General features: G+C 67.9%; 15 protein-coding genes. 4 read left to right on the top strand and 11 right to left on the bottom strand.

The genetic code is table 11. The annotated features are described in order from the left end of the window. Positions 1-15: 15 nt before the first annotated feature. Positions 16-903, bottom strand: a complete 888-nt coding sequence (locus NOW55_RS20135; protein ID WP_256401918.1) for a fumarylacetoacetate hydrolase family protein — start codon at positions 901-903, stop codon at positions 16-18. Between the two features lie 26 nt (positions 904-929). Beyond that, positions 930-2,288, bottom strand: a complete 1,359-nt coding sequence (locus NOW55_RS20130; protein WP_256401917.1) for an amidohydrolase family protein — start codon at positions 2,286-2,288, stop codon at positions 930-932. A gap of 111 nt (positions 2,289-2,399) precedes the next feature. Between NOW55_RS20130 and NOW55_RS20125 the strand changes: the two genes are divergently transcribed. After that, positions 2,400-3,017, top strand: a complete 618-nt coding sequence (locus NOW55_RS20125) for a TetR/AcrR family transcriptional regulator (protein ID WP_256401916.1) — start codon at positions 2,400-2,402, stop codon at positions 3,015-3,017. A gap of 196 nt (positions 3,018-3,213) precedes the next feature. Here the strand turns inward: NOW55_RS20125 and NOW55_RS20120 are convergent, their stop codons facing one another. Continuing rightward, positions 3,214-5,847 (bottom strand): heavy metal translocating P-type ATPase, encoded by a 2,634-nt coding sequence (locus NOW55_RS20120; protein ID WP_390293627.1) that lies wholly within the window; start codon positions 5,845-5,847, stop codon positions 3,214-3,216. A 339-nt stretch (positions 5,848-6,186) separates the two neighbouring features. Here NOW55_RS20120 and NOW55_RS20115 point away from each other — a divergent pair, with 339 nt between their 5' ends. Both NOW55_RS20115 and NOW55_RS20110 read left to right on the top strand, forming a co-directional pair. Beyond that, positions 6,187-8,829, top strand: a complete 2,643-nt coding sequence (locus tag NOW55_RS20115; RefSeq protein ID WP_256401915.1) for a heavy metal translocating P-type ATPase — start codon at positions 6,187-6,189, stop codon at positions 8,827-8,829. A gap of 140 nt (positions 8,830-8,969) precedes the next feature. After that, positions 8,970-9,338 carry an SHOCT domain-containing protein gene (locus NOW55_RS20110; RefSeq protein ID WP_256401914.1) on the top strand — a complete coding sequence of 123 codons (369 nt, stop codon included), beginning with the start codon at positions 8,970-8,972 and terminating at the stop codon, positions 9,336-9,338. Positions 9,339-9,358: 20 nt separating this feature from the next. Here the strand turns inward: NOW55_RS20110 and NOW55_RS20105 are convergent, their stop codons facing one another. From NOW55_RS20105 to NOW55_RS20070, 8 genes are all read right to left on the bottom strand, one after another. Continuing rightward, entirely contained in the window at positions 9,359-10,717 is a 1,359-nt protein-coding gene (locus NOW55_RS20105; protein ID WP_256401913.1) for a PQQ-dependent sugar dehydrogenase, read from the bottom strand. Between the two features lie 64 nt (positions 10,718-10,781). Then, positions 10,782-11,297 carry a hypothetical protein gene (locus NOW55_RS20100; protein ID WP_256401912.1) on the bottom strand — a complete coding sequence of 172 codons (516 nt, stop codon included), beginning with the start codon at positions 11,295-11,297 and terminating at the stop codon, positions 10,782-10,784. 60 nt (positions 11,298-11,357) lie between these two features. After that, positions 11,358-12,653, bottom strand: coding sequence for a glutamate dehydrogenase GdhB (gene gdhB, locus NOW55_RS20095; RefSeq protein ID WP_256401911.1), 1,296 nt, complete (start codon positions 12,651-12,653; stop codon positions 11,358-11,360). Positions 12,654-12,655: 2 nt separating this feature from the next. Beyond that, positions 12,656-12,799, bottom strand: a complete 144-nt coding sequence (locus NOW55_RS20090) for a rubrerythrin-like domain-containing protein (protein WP_256401910.1) — start codon at positions 12,797-12,799, stop codon at positions 12,656-12,658. A 113-nt stretch (positions 12,800-12,912) separates the two neighbouring features. Further along, positions 12,913-15,789: a bacterio-opsin activator domain-containing protein gene (locus NOW55_RS20085; RefSeq protein ID WP_256401909.1), complete on the bottom strand. Its 2,877-nt coding sequence runs from the start codon at positions 15,787-15,789 to the stop codon at positions 12,913-12,915. A gap of 411 nt (positions 15,790-16,200) precedes the next feature. Beyond that, positions 16,201-16,827, bottom strand: a complete 627-nt coding sequence (gene mobA / locus NOW55_RS20080) for a molybdenum cofactor guanylyltransferase (RefSeq protein WP_256401908.1) — start codon at positions 16,825-16,827, stop codon at positions 16,201-16,203. Then, positions 16,817-17,293 (bottom strand): molybdopterin-dependent oxidoreductase, encoded by a 477-nt coding sequence (locus NOW55_RS20075; RefSeq protein WP_256401907.1) that lies wholly within the window; start codon positions 17,291-17,293, stop codon positions 16,817-16,819. Before NOW55_RS20075 ends, mobA begins: the two co-directional genes overlap by 11 nt. Before the next feature lie 55 nt (positions 17,294-17,348). Further along, entirely contained in the window at positions 17,349-18,545 is a 1,197-nt protein-coding gene (locus NOW55_RS20070) for a molybdopterin molybdotransferase MoeA (RefSeq protein ID WP_256401906.1), read from the bottom strand. 420 nt (positions 18,546-18,965) lie between these two features. Between NOW55_RS20070 and NOW55_RS20065 the strand changes: the two genes are divergently transcribed. Next, positions 18,966-19,547: a hypothetical protein gene (locus NOW55_RS20065; protein ID WP_256401905.1), complete on the top strand. Its 582-nt coding sequence runs from the start codon at positions 18,966-18,968 to the stop codon at positions 19,545-19,547. Positions 19,548-19,624 lie beyond the last annotated feature (77 nt).

Genomic DNA, 19,624 nt, shown 5'->3' with positions numbered 1-19,624 from the left:
GGGGAGCGGAAGGGCCTACAGGTATCCACAGCCGTTCGTCAGCACGCCGACCTCCTCGACCCCGATGGTCACCTCGTCGCCCTCCTGGAGGAGGACGGGCGGGTCGCGGTAGACACCCACACCCGGTGGCGTCCCGGTGAACAGCAGGTCGCCCGGTTCGAGCGTGAACGCCTGACTGCAGAACGACACCAGTTCGTCGATTCCGAAGATGAGGTTCGCGGTGGTCGACTCCTGCAACCGTTCACCGTTGACCTCCGCCCAGATGTCGAGGTCGTGTGGGTCGTCCACCTCGTCGGCCGTCACGAGCTCGGGACCGATGGGCGCGAACGAGTCGAGGCTCTTCCCCCTGACCCACTGGCCGTCGCCGTGCTGGAGGTCGCGGGCCGACACGTCGTTGCCGACGAGGAAGCCAGCGACGTGATCGAGCGCCTCGTCCTCGTCGACCCGCCGAGCCTCCTCGCCGATGACCACGACGAGTTCGGCCTCGTAGTCCACCTTCTGCGTCAGGTCGGGGTCCCAGGTGATGGTGTCGTCGGGCCCGTTCACCGAGGACGGGAACTTCGAGAACAGCACTGGCTCGTCTGGAATCGGGTTGTCGCCCTCCGCCGCGTGGTCCCGGTAGTTGAGGCCGACGCACACGACCTTGGAGGGCTCCGTGACGGGCGCGAGTCGGTCGAGGTCGTCGTGGTCGTGGACGCCCACGCCGGTCGCCTCGGCGTACTCGACCGCCAGGTCCACCTTGCGCCGCCACTCCCACGTCGCGAGGAGGTCGGCCGTCAGGTTCGGGACGTCGACACCCGCGCGGTAGCCGGCCGTCGGGAGATCGACGACGGTGCCGTCCTCCCGTCTGACACCGCACCACGGCTGTTCGTCGTCTGTCGTCCTGTATTGTCCGATGTGCATCTGTGATGAGTTGGAAGTGTTGGCGTTCAGTCCAGGTCGAGTCCGGCCTCGTCGATGAGCCGCCGGCCGGAGGCGACGAAGCGGTCGAACTCCTCCTCGACAGCCGGGTTCAGCAGTTCGCCGTCGCGCTTGACGGGCTCGCCGTCGACGAGCACCGTGTCGATGTGCGACGGGTCCGACTGGAACACGACGGTCTGGATGGGCGAGTGCGACGGCGCGGTCATGAAGTCGTCCGTCCGAAGCATGACGACGTCGGCGCGCTTGCCCGGCGTGAGACTCCCGATCTGGTCCGCCATGTCGAGCGCCCTCGCGCCCTCCATGGTCGCCATCTCCAGCGTGTCGCGTGCGGTGATGGTGACCTCGGAGACCTCCTCGTCGCCCTCCAGGGTCCGCTGGTTGTCGAACATCCGCTGGACCTGCAGCCCGATGCGCATCTGGCTGCCCATGTCGCCGCTGATGTTCGAGCAGACGTCGACGCCCCAGGCTGGCTGGCCGCCGGCCTCGAGCACCTTCCCCGTCACGGGGATGCCGTGGCCCATCTGCATCTCGACCTCCGGGGTCGAGGAGAACGAGACGCCCTCGTCGACGGCGTGCTGGACGTCCTCCTGCGAGAAGTGGTTCGCGTGGGCGACGTTGACGTCCGGCCCGAGCATGTCGGAGATCGCGCCGAAGCCCTGGTAGTCCTCGCCGTAGACCGACGAGGGCCACAGCGCTGCCCCCATGTGGATGCTGGCGAGAGCGCCGAGTTCGCGTGCCAGTTCCATGTCGCTGCGGGCGGTCTCGTCGACGCAGAAGTCCGGCCCCCGGAGCCCGAGCCCCAGGCTGAGCAGGTCGTCGTCCCGGATCTTCCCGTCGTGGACCTCGCGAATCTGCTCCTCCGGGAGGCCGACGTCGCTCTCGTACCACCACTTCGCCGCGTCATCTCCCGGCGGGCCCCAGGTGTACACCGCGCGCAGCCCGGCGTCCTGCAGCGCGTCGACGGCCCGTTCGGCGTGTTCGACCGAGTTCGGGTAGGACCAGTCCAGGGCGGTGGTCGTCCCCGTGTAGAGCTTCTCGAACGCCCCGAAGAGGCCGCCGAGGTACATGTCCTCGGGCTGGTAGAGCCCGGTGATGTTGCCGAGCATGTGCTCGAAGTACTCGCCCATGAGCGACCAGTCCCCGGCGATGCCCCGCACCTGGGTCTGGGCCATGTGGATGTGCGAGTCGACGAACCCCGGCAGGACGATGTGGTTCGACGCGTCGATGACCTCGGCGTCGGGTGCGCTCAGGTTCCGCCCCACGTCGACGATCTTGCCGTCCTCGATGAGCACGTCGGCACCGCCCATCTCCCCGAGGTCGGGGTCCATCGTGACGAGCGTGCCGTTCTGTATGAGTGTGACTGACATACTCAATACCACAGTCTGACCACTAGGTTAAAAATTTACCGCGCGGTAAACACCGGCACCGTGTGCTGCCAGGGGCAATCGAGTTATGTAGCTCCCGGGTGGAGTGGACGTATGAGCGAATCGGACGAGAAGGTCTCCGCGAAGGACACCGAAGAGGTGATCATGGAGGCCACGTTCCGTGCCCTGAGCAAACACGGCTACAGCGAGCTGCGGATGCGGGACATCGGGGAGGAGATGGAGCTCACCCGCCAGGTCATCCACTACCACTTCGACGGTAAGTACGACCTCATGGCCTCGTTCCTCGAGTACATCATCGACCAGTACGAGGGCAGCGTCGAGGTCGACGGCGACGCGGACCCCCGGACCGAGCTCGACGCCCGCATCGACCAGTGTCTGTTCGGCCCCGAGTTCGAGGAGTTCTCCCACTGGGACCGGATGAAGGTGTACCACGAGCTGTACACCTTCGCCCAGAACGACGAGACGCACCGCGAGATATTCAACGACCACTACGAGCGCATCCGTGGGAGCATCGTCGAGGTCGTCGAGGAGGGGATGGAGCAGGGCACCTTCCGCGAGGTCGACGCTGAACGGATGGGCCAGCTCGTCACGGACATCATCCACGCGGCCCGTGGCCGTCGCATGGCACTCGGCCACGAGGAGGCACCCGAACAGGCCCGCCAGTCCATCGACGAGTTCATCCTCGATTCGCTAACGCTCGACGAGGAGTGAGGCCCTCGCCGAGCGGCGGGGACCGACACCGCGGTCTCGCTGGAACACGACGGAGCCGCCGTGGAGAAGGTGAACCCGGGGCAGCACGGTGATTTCGCTTTCGACTGCAGAGTGAGCAGTGGTGGAGACTGTGAGGTCGGTAGCGTGTTCTCCGACTGTCGGAGTGAGTCAGCGTTGCCGCCTTTCGCCCGTCCCCTCAGTCCCTCGCCGGTTCACCGGCGGGGTCGCTCTCGGGGCGAATCCGCGAGAGACGCATGGCGTTCCCGGTGACAGCCGTGGTCATCCCGGCGTCGCCGGCGAGGACGGCGAGCCAGATCGGCACCAGGTTGAACGGGACGCCGACGGCGAGCGCCGCCTTGACGAACAGGCTGGCCCAGACGTTCTGTCTGATGACGCCGTTTGCGTCGTGGGCCAGCTCGTAGAGGTACGGCAGCTTGGCGAGGTCGTCGCCCATGAGTGCGATGTCGGCCGTCTCGAGCGCCGTGTCGGTGCCGGCGGCACCCATCGCCACACCGACGGTCGCCGTGGCGAGGGCGGGTGCGTCGTTGACGCCGTCGCCGACCATCGCGACGCCGTCGTACGTCTCGTTCAGCTCCTCGATGGCGGCGACCTTCTCGTCGGGGAGGAGCTCGGCGCGGAACTCGTCGACGCCGACCTGGTCCGCGATGGCCCGGGCCGTCCGTTCGTTGTCGCCGGTGAGCATGACGGTGTGTTCGACGCCGAGTTCCCGCAAGCGTGCGACCGTCCAGCTCGCCTCGGGGCGCACCTCGTCGGCGACCGCGATGACGCCCTCGAGTTCGTCCTCGGTCCCGACGAGCACGACGGTCTTCCCCTCCGACTGGAGCGCGGGGACCGTGTCGTGCAGCAGGTCGAGACAGTTGTTGCGGTCGCAGATGGTCCGTGCGGTCTGCGTGACGACGCCGCCGTCCGTCGTCGCGTGGACGTGCGAGAGGTCGAAGCCGAGGTCCTCGAACAGCCCCGGCTTGCCAGCGTAGTGCGGCCGACCGTCGAGGTCTGCGCGCACACCCTTGCCGGTGATGCTCTCGAAGTCGTCGATGTCGCGCTCGGCGACGCCGACGGTGGTCGCCTGCTCGACGATGGCCTCGCCGATGGGATGTTCGCTGCGTGCCTCCAGGCCGCGGGCGCACCGCAGCACGTCCGCCTCGGTGTTCCCGTTCAGCGGGACGACGTCGGTCACCGTCAGTTCACCCTTGGTGAGGGTACCCGTCTTGTCGAACGCGACCGCCTCGACCGCGCCCATCGCCTCCAGGTGGTTGCCGCCCTTGATGAGCACGCCGTTCTTCGCGGCGCTCGTGATGCCGGAGACGACCGAGACCGGCGTGGAGATGACGAACGCGCACGGGCAGGCGAGCACGAGCAGCGTCAGCCCGTAGACGACGGCGGTCGACCAGGTCGTGCCGAGGACGGACGGGCTCCCGAGGGTGACGACGATGGCGAACGCGACCACGACCGGCGTGTAGTACGACGAGAACCGTTCGACGAACTGCTCGCGCTCGGTCTTGTTCGACTGGGCGTCCTCGACCATCTGGACGATGCGCGACAGCGTGTTGTCGCCGGCCTCGGAGGTCACCTCGACCTCGAGGTACCCACCCTCGTTGATGGTACCGGCGTACACCTCGTCGCCGCCGGTCTTGTCGACGGGCACGCTCTCGCCCGTAATCGGCGCCTGGTTCACGGCGCTCTCGCCGTCGACCACCACGCCGTCCATCGGAATCTTCTCCCCGGGGCGGACCACGACGATATCGCCGATGGTCACCTCGTCGACCGGCACCGTCTCCTCGTCGCCGTCCCGCTTGACGGTCGCCTCGTCCGGCGAGAGGTCCATCAGCTCCTCCAGCGAGTTCCGGGCGCGGTCCATCGAGTACCGTTCGAGGAGTTCGGCGACGCTGAACAGGAAGGCGAGCGTCGCGGCCTCGAAGTAGAGCGCCTCGCCGAACACGACGCTGGCGACGAGCGCACCGAGGATGGCGACCGACATCAGGAAGTCGATGTCGAGGTTCAAGTTCCGCGCCGAGTAGTAGCCGTTCCGGAGGATCTCCTGGCCGCCGCTCGCGATGGCGACGAGGAACAGGACGTCCGCGACGAAGAGTTCGCTGCCCACGACTGTCGCGACCAGCCCGTTCTGGGCGTGGAGGAAGAACTCGAAGAGGAGGCCGAACGCGAGGAAGCCGCCGCTGATCCAGGTCTTCACCGCCCGCGTGCTCGTCCAGATGCTCTCCGCCGTCGCGTCACCCTCGCTGGCACCCACGCTGCCGGTGCTGTCGGTGACCTCGTAGCCGGCCTTCTCGATTGCGCGGACTGCGTCGGCCTCCGAGACCGACCCGTCGAAGGTGACGGTGACCTTTCCGGTCGTCGGCTGCGGGTCGATGGACAGCACCCCATCGAGCGACTGCAGGGCGTTCTCGACCTTGCCGGCACAGGATGGACAGTCCATGTCGGGGACGGTGTAGGAGACCGTCGTGTCGGCCGCCGAATCGACGGCGTAGCCGGCCTTCTCGATGCGGTCGGTGATCGCCGCAGGCGAGGTCAGCTCCGGGTCGTAGACCACGGTGAGCGTCCCGGTCGTGATCTGTGGGTCGATGTCGACGATACCGTCGAGTTTGTTGACGCTGTTCTCGACCTTGCCGGCACAGGACGGACAGTCCATGTCAGGCACCGAGAACTCCGCGACGGAGCTGTCGCCAGCCGTTGAGGTGGACCCACCGTCGGACCGGGCTGGGTCGTCGCGCCCGCTGTCGTCTCCACAGCAGGACGCTCCGTCCTGGGATACGTCGCACGAATCCTGCGTATCCCGGTCGGGTGAACTCATTGGCTGAAGCTAGGTGAGGGGGAGTTAATAAATCGACTGCTACGAGGACGGGTTGTGATGTGAATTAATTATTAATCCAATCGGCATCAGTTAACAGACGGGCGGCTGTGACCAGCACGACCCGATACTCCACGGCAGGGCCGACCAGGCACCGTCTCGGTGTCCGCCCGGGTTCGGATTCCGAACGAAACCCCACTCGCACACCCGCCGGGCACCGTGTTCTGCTGGCCGACCGAAAGCTGAATCGCCCATCTCTCTTTGGATTCGAAAGTTCAGTCCCCGCGACACCACGGTGTGGAAAGGGCAAACCGATTGAAGGAGTAGCCCGTACAGTTTACCATGAGCACGCATCGAAGTCAGATCGACATACAGGGGATGAGCTGCGCGAACTGCTCGCAGACCATCGCCGAGCGGGTCGAGGAGCTCGACGGCGTCACGGAGGCGAGCATCAACTACGCCACCGACGAGGGGAGCGTCGAGTACGACCCCGGCGAGGTCTCGCTCGGCGAGATATTCGACGCCATCGAGGACGCCGGCTACAGCCCGGTGACGGAGTCCGTAACCATCGCCATCACGGACATGTCCTGTGCGAACTGCTCGGAGACGGTGCAGGACGCACTGGAGTCGCTGCCGGGCGTCGTGCGCGCCGACGTGAACTACGCGACCGACGAGGCACAGGTCAGCTTCAACCCGGCCGAGTCCTCGCTCGACACGTTCTACGAGGCCATCGAGAACGCCGGCTACTCGCCGGTCAGAGAGGAGACCGGAGACGGTGAGGCCGGCGGCGACGGAGGCGGCGAGAACGCCCGCGACGCGGCACGCAACGCCGAGATACGCAAACAGCTCCGCCTGACACTGTTCGGGGCCGCGCTGTCCGTCCCGATGCTGTTCTTCCTCGTCGACAAGCTCCTGCTCGGTGGAGTGTTCGTCCCCGAGACGATCTTCGGGATGCGGTTCGGCTGGGTCGAGTTCGCCCTCGCGACGCCCGTCCAGGTCGTCCTCGGCTGGCCGTTCTACCGGAACTCGTACAACGCACTGGTGAAGAACCGGCGGGCCAACATGGACGTGCTCATCGCGCTCGGCTCGAGCACGGCCTACATCTACTCGGTGAGCGTCCTGTTCGAGCTCGTCGCCGGCAGCATGTACTTCGACACCGCGGCGCTCATCCTCGTGTTCATCACGCTCGGGAACTACCTCGAGGCCCGGTCGAAGGGCCAGGCCGGCGAGGCGCTGCGCAAGCTGCTCGAGATGGAGGCCGAGACGGCGACCGTCGTCGACGAGGACGGCACCGAGCGCGAGGTCTCGCTCGAAGACGTGGCGGTCGGCGACCGGATGAAGGTCCGGCCCGGGGAGAAGATCCCGACCGACGGCGTCGTCGTCGAGGGCCAGAGTGCGGTCGACGAGTCGATGGTCACCGGCGAGAGCGTCCCCGTCGAGAAGGCCGAGGGCGACGAGGTCGTCGGCTCGACCATCAACGAGAACGGCCTGCTCGTCGTCGAGGCCACGAAGGTCGGCAGCGACACGGCGCTCCAGCAGATCGTCCAGACAGTCAAGGAGGCACAGTCCCGCCAGCCCGACATCCAGAACCTCGCCGACCGCATCTCGGCGTACTTCGTCCCGGCGGTCATCGCAAACGCCCTGTTCTGGGGCACCGTCTGGTTCCTGTTCCCCGAGGCACTGGCGGGGTTCGTCGACGCACTCCCGCTCTGGGGGCTCGTCGCGGGCGGTCCCGGCGTCGCCGGCGGTGGCGTCTCGGTGTTCGAGTTCGCCATCATCGTGTTCGCCTCCGCGGTGCTCATCGCCTGTCCCTGCGCGCTCGGACTGGCGACCCCCGCGGCGACGATGGTCGGCACCACCATCGGTGCACAGAACGGCGTGCTGTTCAAGGGCGGTGACGTGCTCGAACGGGCGAAGGACGTGGACACCGTCGTCTTCGACAAGACGGGCACGCTGACGAAGGGCGAGATGGAGCTGACCGACGTGGTCGTCTTCGACGACGGGCAGCCCGTCACCGACGGTGGCGAGACCGCCGCCGACGGTGGGGAGCTCGCCGCCAGGGAGACGCCGACCGAGGAGGACGTGCTCCGCCTCGCCGCGACCGCCGAGAGCGGCAGCGAGCACCCGCTCGCACAGGCCATCGTCGAGGGTGCCCGGGAGCGCGGCATCGAGGTCGGGAGCCCCGACTCCTTCGAGAACGTCCCCGGGCACGGTGTCCGGGCCGAGGTCGACGGCGACACGGTGCTCGTCGGCAACCGGAAGCTGCTTCGCGACAACGGCATCGACCCCACCCCGGCCGCGGAGACGATGGAGCGCCTCGAATCGGCGGGGAAGACGGCCATGCTCGTCGGTCGCACCCGCGCTGACGGCAGTGGCGGCGAGCTCGTCGGCGTCGTCGCAGACGCGGACACCGTCAAGGAGAGCGCGAAGGACGCCGTCGCGGCGCTGAAAGAGCGCGGCGTCGACGTGATGATGATCACGGGCGACAACGAGCGGACGGCTCGCGCGGTCGCCGAACAGGTCGGCATCGACCCCGAGAACGTCCGCGCGGAGGTCCTCCCCGAGGACAAGTCTGACGCGGTCGAGGCCATCCAGTCCGAGGGTCGTCAGGCGATGATGGTCGGTGATGGTGTCAACGACGCGCCTGCGCTCGCCGTGGCCTACGTCGGCACCGCCATCGGCTCCGGCACCGACGTGGCCATCGAGGCCGCCGACGTGACGCTGATGCGCGACGACCCGCTCGACGTGGTGAAGGCCATCCGCATCTCAGACGCGACCCTGGCGAAGATCAAGCAGAACCTCGTCTGGGCGCTCGGCTACAACACGGCGATGATTCCGCTGGCCTCGCTCGGCCTGCTCCAGCCCGTGCTCGCGGCCGGCGCGATGGCGTTCTCCAGCGTCTCGGTGCTGACGAACAGCCTGCTGTTCCGCCGGTACGAACCGGACCACGACTACAGCCTGCTCGGGGTGCGTCGCCGGGAGTAGTTTCGAATCCAAAGCCACAGAGAGCGTTTCCCCCATTTTCGTGCCCTCTCCCCGGATTGCCCCCTATCCTCGAAAGGGCAACCGCATTGAACGGTGCGCACGTATCTAGAACCGTGGAGACGGTCCACGGAGGCTCACCAATGTCCGAACGAACCACCGATAAATCGCTCGCCACGCTCGTCCTCGTCGTACTTGGAGCCCTGCTCATCCTGCCCCTGCTGTTCATGGGCTTCGGAACGATGGGGTACGGCGGTATGATGGGTGGCTGGGAGCACGGGATGTGGAACGGCGGCGGTGCACCTGGCTGGGTCGTGCTGCTGGGCGCGCTGATACAACTCGGGTTCCTCGCCGCCCTCGTCGGGCTCGGCTACCTCGTCTTCCGCGCGGTGAGCGATTCGTCGTCCGGGTCCGAACGCGCTCTCGAAGAGCTCAGGCTTGCCTACGCCCGGGGCGACCTCAGCGACGAAGAGTACGAGAACCGACGTGACCGCCTCGAACGGGACAGCTGACCGTCGGCGAAGGCTCCGATTCACGCAGCCGGGACCAGCCGATGCACCCCACCGCCATCACCGCCGTTCCCCAGCACGTAGAGCACCCCGTCGTGGCGGCCGAAGGAGAGTATCTGTGAGAGCGTCTCCGCGTCGCCGTCTGCGACCGGGAGGACCGAGGTCGACCACAGACCACTCTCCGCGGGTGTCGCGACGAAGAGCCGTCCCTCTGCGCGGAAGTCACCGAAGACGAACCGGCCCTGAAGACCGGGGATGCCCTCGCCCCGGTAGACGTTGCCCGTGATGACGGAGATACCGCTGACGGGCTGCCCCTCGTGGGGGTACTCGATGACCGGGGGAAGCAGCCGTTCGCCGCCGCGCACGTCGTCGGGTGTGCTGCTCGGACAGTCGTCGCTCCTGGAGCAGTGTGTGCCCTCGCGAACGTTCCAGCCGTAGTTCCCGCCCTTCTCGACCACGTCGACCTCCTCCCAGCGGTTCTGGCCCACGTCGCCGGCGAACAACGTCTCCCCGTCGAAGGCGAGCCGCCACGGGTTCCGGAAGCCCCAGGCGTAGTGCTCGTCGAGTCCCTCGCGACCGACGAGCGGGTTGTCCGCCGGGATGCCGTAGCCACGGTCACCGTCGCGGCCGTCGACGTCGATCCGGAGGATGCTCCCGAGCAGGTTCTCGGTCACGTCCTGCCCGTTGCCGCCGTCGGTCCCGTCGTACCAGTCCCCGGTGTGGCCGAACCCGCTGTCGTTCGCCGCGCCGCCGTCACCGGTGCCGACGTAGAGGTAGCCGTCTGGACCGAACAGCACCGAGCCCGCGTTGTGGTTCCCCTGCGGCTGGTCGAGCGCCATGACCACCCGCTCCGACCCCGGATCCGCGGTCAGTCCGTCGGAAGAGACGGTGAACTCGGAGAGTACGAACGTGTGGCTGTACTCGGCGGAGACGCCCTCGCGCCGGGGCGCGGAGTACCGGACGAGCAGGCGGCGGTTCTCCGCGAAGTTCGGGTGGAGGGCGATGCCGAGTAGTCCCTGCTCGAAGCCGGTGACGACGGTGTCGGTGAGGTCGAGCATCGGCTCACCTCGGAGTCCATCCACGTCGACGACACGGATTCGACCGGGCTGTTCGGCGACGTAGTAGCGGTCTGCATCCGGCCCGAACGCGATATCGAGCGGGTTCTGGAGCCCCGTCGCGAGCGTCTCGAGACCGACGGCGTCCGGGACGTCCGGGCTAGTGGCCGTCCGGTCGGTGCCCATCTCGTCCGTACTTGTCCCATCTCCGGTCGGCGTGCTGTCTCCGGTGGTCGGCGTCTCGTCTGCGTCCGAGGTGTCGGACGCGCAGCCAGCAGTGAGTGTGAGGGCGCCGGCACTGACGGCGAGGAAGCGGCGACGGTCCATACGCAAACTGCGACGTGCAGGCGGTTATAGCTAGTGTGGGGGCTGGAGACAGCGGCTACCGCACTCAGCAGATCTCGAAGCCGACTGTCGGTTCGCCGTCCGAGATATTGACGTTCACGTCCCCGAAGCAGGCGTTCGTCTGGACTGCACGGGAGTCCTGGTTCGAGCCGACCTCGGCGACGACACGGTACTGGACGATGCCGTCGGGCTGGAGTTGTTCGAGATTGTAGACGACCTCGTCCGAGTCGGCGGCGACATCGACGGTCATGCTGTGTACGACGTCGTCGTCCTTGCGGAAGCGCAACGTCAGCGTGTAGGCGGTCGAGTCGTAATTCTGGACCCGAATCGGGTGGTCCGCATCGAACTGCTGCTCCTCGGGGAGTGGTTCTGACTCGCCTGCCGTCGTCTCCGCGATATCGTCGTCGGTCGGTGCGTGCGTCGTGTCGGTCGGTGTATGCATCGTGTCGGTCGGCGTCGATTCGTCGGTGTCGTCCTGACCGGTAAGCGAGCCCAGACAGCCCGCGAGGCTCGCGACGGCGAGGGTGGAGGTGGTCGTGGCGAGGATCCTGCGGCGGTTCATCGTTCACGGACAGACCGAGCCAGCGTGAAGTGCTTTCTGGATGACCGGACGACTGGCGCGCTACGGCCAGAGCCCGCGGGCCTCGTGTGCCTCGGCGACCCGAGAGAGCGCGACGATGTAGGCGGCGTCGCGCCAGCTCACGTCGCGGGCGTCGAACTCCCGTCGGACCTCCGTCCAGGCCGCCTGCATCTCGGCTTCGAGCTCCTCGTGGACGCGTTCGAGGGACCACGCACGACGGTTGATGTCCTGCAGCCACTCGAAGTAGCTCACCGTCACGCCGCCGGCGTTCGCCAGAATGTCGGGGACCACGGGGATACCCCGCTCGTCGAGGATGTCGTCGGCGACGGAGGTGGTCGGGCCGTTCGCTCCTTCGACGATGATGTCCGCCCGGACGTCGCGGGCGTTCTCGGCCGTCAGGACGTTACCGACGGCTGCAGGGACGAGCACGTCGACGTCCAGCTCCAGCAGTTCCTCGTTGCTGACGGTCCGGGGTGCGTCGTGCTGCATCACGGCCTCGGGTTCCGTTGCGTGGGACGGGATGGCGGCCGTGTCGAGGCCATCGGGGTCGTAGATGCCGCCGTTGACGTCGCTCACTGCGACGACGTCCGCGCCCCAGTCGTCGAGGAGGCGGGCCGCGTTCGCCCCGACGCTCCCGTAGCCCTGGATGGCGACGGTGGTATCCGAAACGTCCCTGTCGTAGTACTCGACGACATCGCGGGTGACGATGGCCACGCTCCGGCCGGGCGCACCGTCGCGGCCCTCGCTCCCACCCACGACGGGTGGTTTGCCGGTCACGACGCCGGGTGTCGTCTCGCCCTGCTGCATCGAGTAGGCGTCCATGAGCCACGCCATCGTCTGAGGGTCGGTCCCCATGTCAGGCGCGGGGATGTCGACGGTGGGGCCGATGACGTCGCGTAGCTCCTGTGCGAACCGGCGGGTCAGACGTTCCTTCTCGCCGCTGCTGAGCTGCTTCGGGTTCACCGCGATACCACCCTTCGCACCGCCGAAGGGGAGGTCCATCACGGCGCACTTCCAGGTCATCCACATCCCGAGGCCGACGCACTCGTCGCGGGTGACCTCCGGGTGGTAGCGCAGACCGCCCTTGTACGGCCCGCGGACGCTGTCGTGCTGGGCGCGATACCCGGTGAACACCTCGACGCTGCCGTCGTCGCGTTCGATGGGGACCGTGACCTCGTGGACCTTCTTGGGGTACCTGAGCCGCTCGACGACGTTCGGATCGATGTCCACCAGCTCGGCGGCGTGTTCGAGCTGTCTCCGGGCGGTCTCGACGGCCGACTCCGGCTCGACAGATCCTGTGCTCCGCTCGTCGCTGGTCGCGCTCGATTGCGAAGCCATGGTCACTCGATGGGCGTCCGTCGATTACGCATCGGACCGGCACAGTCGGGGCAGGTCCCCGGTGCGTCCGTCGAGAGGACGATGGTACCACACTCGAAACATTCGTACGGGCTCTCCTCGTCGGGGTTGACGTCGACATCCTTCATGCTGTGGTCACGAGCGCCAGCGGTGGGACCCGGGCACTCGTTCAAGGAGTAATAATTGTATAAGGGAGTAACCAGCCGTTGTCAGTCGAACCCTCGTGATGGAAAGGGGTTCATTATCGAACCCCTCCCGGTGCTGGCGGTTGTACACCCTCCTCGAAGAGGATACGGAGGAGCTTCCGCTGGACCGTGCGGACGTGTCTGTAGAACGCCGTCGGGGAGATATCGAGCGTGTCGGCGACCTCCGCGCCGGAGCGCTCGCGAGGCGACTCGAAGAACCCGCTGTAGTACGCGGTCTGGACGACCTCGAGCTGGCGGTCGGTCACGGCTTCGAGGAACCGCGAGTACCGGTCGTGGTCGGCCGCGGCGTCGAGCGTCTGCTTCGACTGCAGTTCGACGCCGGCGAACGTCTCCGCGACCAGCTGGGTCACCGTCCGCACGTCGATGCCGTCGGGGACGGCGACGACCAGCGTCGTCTCCTCGGGCGTCGCGGTCGCCTCCCGGAACACCGCCCCGTGGTCGGCCAGTTCGAGGGCGACGAACGGCTGTGCGAGGCGGAGGCGGACGACACCGCCGTCACCGTCCGAGCTCACGGTCTGGAGCTCCTCGACGGCGACCAGGTCCGCAGCCGCTTCCTCGACCGCGTCGACCGACGTCCCCTCGACGGTGACGAACACGTAGCTCCCGTCGATGGTCTGCTGGACGCCACCCTGGTACGTGAGGGTACAGTCGCCTTCGCGTGCCAGCCGGGAGAGCACGAACGTCGGGTCGTCGATGGCGAACTCGACACGGGTCATCGAGGTGGTGAGAAGCGCGTTCTTCCGTTCGAGCGCGCTGAGGGCCGCGGCGATGGTCTCGCCGAGCTCGGAGAACACCTCGCGGGCGGTCTCGTCGAAGCCGTCCCGTGAATCCGCGTACACCGTGAGCACGCCGTGGGTCAGGTCGTTGTAGACGAGCGGGATGCTGATCGCCGAGAGGTAGTCCCGGGCGAGGGCGTCGGTCCGCCACGGCTCGTCCCGAAGCCCTGCGGCGACGTTCGTCACCATGGTCGGTTCACCGGTCGCGGCGGTCCGACCGACCGGCTCCCCACTCGCCGCGTCCACCGTGAATGGACGGCTGTCGAGATACCCCTGTTCGGCCCCGTCCCAGGCTCTCGGCGTCACGGTGTCGGTCGTGCGGTCCACCGTTCCGATCCAGGCGAACTCGAACCGGTCGTCGTCGGTGAGCAATTCGCAGACCGTGTGGTCGACCTCCTCGCGAGTCTCCGCCTGGACGATGGCCTGGTCGATCTCCCGAATCGTCTCGTTGATGCGGTTGAGCATCGTCAGCTGTTCGTTCTGGCGCTGCAACGTCCGGTCTTGCTCGCGGAGCCGCGATTCGCGTGTGACGCGGTCCAGCGCCGCCTCCGCGGTCGCCGCGAGCAGGTCGGCCAGTTCCCTGGTGACCTCGTCGAAGGCCCCGACGGTGTCCGAACCGACGAGGAACACGCCGTGGTCGCCGAGCGGAATGTAGGCCGCTCCCCTGAGGTCGGTCGCCTCGTTGGAAAGGTGGGGGGAACGATGCACGTCGTCGAGGAACAGCGCCTCGTCCTGGACGAAACTGTGCCCCGGAAGCGTGTCCTCGCTCAACGGGATCGACGGCAGGGGGCCGTGGAGTTCCTTCAGCGCCGGCGAGTGGCCCGCCGGGCGCAGTTCGTTCGCGTCGGCGTCGAACAGGAACACCGCGCTCGCCTCCAGGTCGAGGACACCGGGCGTGTCGTCGACCACGTGCTGGGCGATCTCCTGATGCGTCTCGGCGTAGAGGAAGTCACGAGCGGTCTCCTGCAGGGTCGCCAGCGCCTCCTCGCGCTGTTTCCGCTTGCTGATGTCGCGACAGCTGTAGAGGATCGTCCCGTCCTGGATGGACACCTCGCGGACGTTCACGAGGAGCGTGTGCTCGTTGCCGGCCTTGTCGGTCGCCGTGCACTCGATGTTCTTCAGGACCCCCTCCTCGGCGAGCTCAGACCGATCGAACAGCTCCGGGCCGAGCAGTTCGTCGATGGGGACACGCTCGCGGAGCTCCTCGGCGGTGTACCCGAAGATGAAGTGGACGTTGGGACAGACGTAGGTGTACTCGCCGTCCTCGTCGGTCATCAGGACGGTGTCGGTCATGTTGTTGAGGGTGACGCGGTGGAGCTCTTCGGAGCGGCGGAGGTCGCGTTCGAGCTCGACGCGTTCGGTCACGTCGACGCCCTCGACGACGACAGACACGAGTTCGCCGCGCTCGTTCGACACCGGCCTGACCGAGAGGTCGACCACGGTGGAGTCGTCGGTCAACGAGGACGGCGCGACGACGGCGTTGGCGAAGGAGCCATCGAGCGCCGTTTCGACGAGGCTCCGGACGTCCGGGTTCGGTTCGTCTGCCGCCGACCACCAGGGAAGGGTCCAGAACGACTCACCGACGAGCTCGTCGGCGGGTGCGTCGACGAGGTCGCGGGCCGTCTCGTTCAGCCGCGCGAGGCATCCGTCCGGCGAGAGGACCCAGGTCGCGGTCCGTTCGTCGTCGAACATCGCGTCGAACTGTCGGGCGCGCTCGCGCTGGGTTCGCTCCCGCCGGGCCCGCCTGACCGCTCGGTCCGTCCGGTCGAACAGTTCCGCAACGGCAGCCGAGAGGTCGTCGCCGACGGCGACGTAGTCGCTCGCACCTGCACCGATGGCCTCGCTCGCCGTCGACTCGTCCCCGGCTGCAGTTGCCACGACGACGGGGAGCGTCCGTGTCTCGGTACGGAGCGTCCGGAGCAGCTCCACGGCGGTGGTCTCCGGGAGGAACTGTTCGACGACGAGGCAGTCGACGGTGCCCGTCTTGACGAGGTCGAGCGCTGCGTTGGTGACCGGTTCGCGCCGAACCGTGGCGTCGGTGCGGTCGTCGAGCGTCGTCTCGAAGCGGTCGAGCCAGTCGGTGTCCCCGACCAGCAGCACCGTCGTCTCGTCCAGCAGCGTGCCGTCGACCGTCACTGCCGGTCACCGGGGGCCCGCCGTCGACTGGAGCGACTCGACCGGACCGCACGGGCGCGAGGATGAGTTTCGGACATCGTGTGTCGGAACGACGGGACCCACTGCTTTAGGGGTTTACTATCGAACCCCCCGACTGTCGGGTGGACGCTCACGGGCAGTCTGCCCAACGGGCGAGGAACGCTCTCCGGGTCAAGCGTGGCCGAGACGACGGGGAATCGCCACCGCTCAGAGCTCGGCGACGACGACTCCGTCCGCCGTGACCTCGATGAGTCTGTGTTCGTCGAGTGGGTGGACGGGAACGGCGAGGACGGCCTCGACGCGCCGACCAGAACGAGTCACGGGAATCGGTCCGGGTCTGAGCCTCGGTCACCGACCGGGCGGCACGGACCGACCTCGTCGACCGGACGCCCGTCAGTTCCGTACCCGCTCCAGTTCCGTTCGCGTGTTGACGTTCGTCGTCGCCGCGTCGAGGGGGACGTGCTCGGGGGCGTCGGAGACCGGTACCGACTCGACGGAGCCGAGGCGGTCCACGAGAACCCGAACGCCGGCGGCCCGCGGAAGCGACGGTTCGACCCCGAGCAGCGCATCACGACGGTACATGGCGAACAGCGGTTCGTACCTGCCGGAGGAATCGACGGGGACGACGGCGTCGGCGTCGCCTGTCCGTCGCCCACCGAGGTAGTCGATGGCCGTCGCCGACACGAGCGGCATATCGCAGCCACAGAGGAACAGCCACGGCGTCTCGACGGCGTCGAGTGCGCCGTAGAGGCCGGCGAGCGGCCCCTGGAACGCTTCGGCGTCGCCGGCCAGACCGACCGCGTCGCCAGCCACGTCCTCGGCCGCATCGAGGACCGTCCGGCGTTGCTCGTCGCTCCGGAAGACGAGAACCGGGGGTCCTGCAGAGGCCGCATCGGCTGCGTCGAGGACCCGCCGGAGGAGCGTCCGCCCGCCGAGCCGTGCGCTCGCCTTGTGACCGTCCTCGAACCGCGTGCTCTCGCCGCCGACGAGCACGACCGCGGAGAATCCGTCAGTCGCCATCGTCCGTTGCTCCGCCGGTCGTCTCGTACGCCGTCCTGTCCTCGTGGGGGGCGAGCGCGACCGGTTCGAGGCGCGCGACGTCCTTCACGGCACGCGGGCCCTCGATCTGCGGCGCGAGGAACCGGGGGCCCGACAGTGGCTCGCCGTCGCGTTCGAGCGCCAGGAGCCCGTCGAGTGCGGTCCCGATGGGCACGCAGCCTCGATGGCCGTCCCGACTCTCGACGAGCAGGTGTGTCGTCTCGTCCGGCAGCCCGACGGCCTCGACGAGGTCGCGTACCGGCACGCCACGCCAGGTCGCGTCGACGAGCCCCCGGGAGAGACAGTCGTAGCCGAGCGTCCGCTCGACCGTCCCCACCCCGGCCGTCGACAGGAGCGCGTCGAGCGACCGCGGCGTCTCACCGTCGACCAGCACGTCGGCCGTGGTCCGGTCGCGTCCGTCGGCTGCCGAGCTGTCCTGACCAGTCATCTCCAGGAGAGTACCACGGCGACGGTGTTGAAGCTCACGCCTGGCCCGGCCGGCGCTACAGCGCGTGCTCCCATCGGTGTACGGTGACGCTGGTCCCGGGGTCGAGACGGACGACGTCCTCGGGCACGACGACCCAGCCGTCGGTGAGGGCGACACTCGACAGGACGCCGGCACCGCTGTCGTCGGTCTCCCGGACCCTGGCACCGTCCGGCCCGTCGTCGACGGTGACCCGGGCGAACCGTCGGGTGCCCGCCTCGGACTCGATGGTCGCCACGAGCTCGCCCTCGACCGTCGGGAACGGCGGCGTCGGGAGCCGTCCGATGTCCCGCACCGCGGGGCGCAGGAACTGGACGGCGGTGACGATACAGGAGACCGGGTAGCCGGGGAGCAAGACGACGGGCGTATCGCCGACGACACCGAGTCCGACCGGGTGGCCGGGCTTGATGTCGACCCCGTGGACGAACACCTCCCCGAGGTCGTCGACGACGTCGGGGACGAGGTCCCGGTCGCCCACGGACGAACCACCGGTCGTGACGACGATGTCGTGGTCGCAGGCATCCTCGATCGCGTCCGCGAGCGCGGCCTCGTCGTCGGGCACGACGGAGCCATAGGTCGGGGCACCGCCCCAGGACTCCACGAACGAAGCCGTGGTCAGCCCGTTGGTCTCGACGACCTCCCCCGGGTCGGGGTCCTGCTGGACGAGCTCCTCGCCGGTCGGCACGACCGCGACGGTGGGTCGTTCGTAGACCCTCGCCGAGCGGACGCCGGTCCCCTTGCACAGCGCCACGTCGGAGGTGGTCAGCCGGTGTCCTGGTTCGAACAGCTCCTGCCCACTGGATACGTCCTCGCCGACCGGCGCGACGTCCTTGCCGGACTCGACGGGCCGGAGCACCTCGACGGCATCACCGACCTCGCGCGTGCGCTCGACCCTGACGACGGCGTCTGCGTCGGCCGGGAGTTCGCTGCCCGTGTGAACGGGCACCGCGTGTCCCTGGGCGACGACGTCCGTGGCCAGCGAAAGCGTCGCAGGGGCGTCGCGGCACGCCCCGACCGTGTCCGACGCTCGCACCGCGTAGCCGTCCATCGCCGCGCGTCGGTAGTGCGGGATGCTGCGAGACGCGACGACGGGCTCGGCGAGGACGCGACCCCTGGCGTCGCACAGGGCCACCGTCTCGGTTCTGTCGAGCGGCCGGAGTCGCTCGCGGAGCGCATCGAGCGCGTCCGGCAACGGCACCGTGTCGCCGTGGGTCACCGACGACCACGCCGGCTCGGGTCCGACTCGGAGCTCATGTGACGTCCGGATGTCGACGCGACGTGTACTTATAACCACAGTCGCTGACCGGTCGACTGGTCGGAGAGACGAACATGTTCGTGGCGGGGTTGATTTCCCTCCCGTCTCCAAGCATCAACCTGAGTCGTACCCAGTAATCCACCACACGGGGCGGTAGTGGAGAGCGGTATCGACACCGGACGAGCCCGGTACCACCATCAGGTTTTATTATGATACATCCAGTCTCACCGGATATGTTCAACGGTAGCACAGCCCGTACACGGCGGGTCGGCCGCGACCATCGGCCACCGCTCGAAACGGACTGGTGTCGGCGAGTCGCCGAGCAGGGGCGTCGACCGGCCGTGACCGGTGGGACCCCGGCCCGACAGACCGGAGGCACAGATGCGAGTCGATAAACTCGTCGTCATTCTCCTGATTCTCGCGGTGCTGCTGCCGATGTGGGCCGTCGCCATCCAGGGCGAACCGCCGTCGGAGGAGATCCGCATCGACCAGAGCGTCAGCGAGATCCGCCCGCTCGATGGCTTCGTCGACACCCCGAACAAGCTCTCGCCGAGCCAGGTCGGCGTCGTCGTCTGGGTCGCCCTGCTCGCGCTCCTCGGTGTGCTCTCCTTCTTCCACCGGTTCATGAACTACGCCGCCAGACCGGACCCGGACGAGCAGGCCGTCTCCGACGGCGGCACCGTCCGGCCGAGCTTCCCCTGGATCGAGACCGAGGACCGCTGGATCGTCGAGTACGCCCCCGCGAGCGACGCCCTCGCCGGGCTGGTCGCGATGGGTGGACTGACCGTGCTCACCATCGTCTTCGCGGCCCTGTTCACCGGCGAGTACCTCACGCTCGCCCGGACCCAGTACTTCGGCATCTACGCCTTCGGCATGTTCATGTCCCTGACCGGGCTGACGGTCTCCTACTACGCCTGGTTCATGCCACACGTCGAGGTCGCCGAACGGAGGGGCCACTCGTGAGCCCCGACGACCGACGCGAGCTCCTCGCCCGGAGCTACCCCGGCGACGACGAGAGGGACGACGACTGTCCGTGCGAG

Source organism: Haloarchaeobius litoreus, assembly GCF_024495425.1.
Taxonomy (GTDB): Archaea; Halobacteriota; Halobacteria; order Halobacteriales; family Natrialbaceae; genus Haloarchaeobius; species Haloarchaeobius litoreus.
Note: the sequence above shows the minus strand (reverse complement) of the source record. Positions and strands in the feature narration are given on the sequence as shown.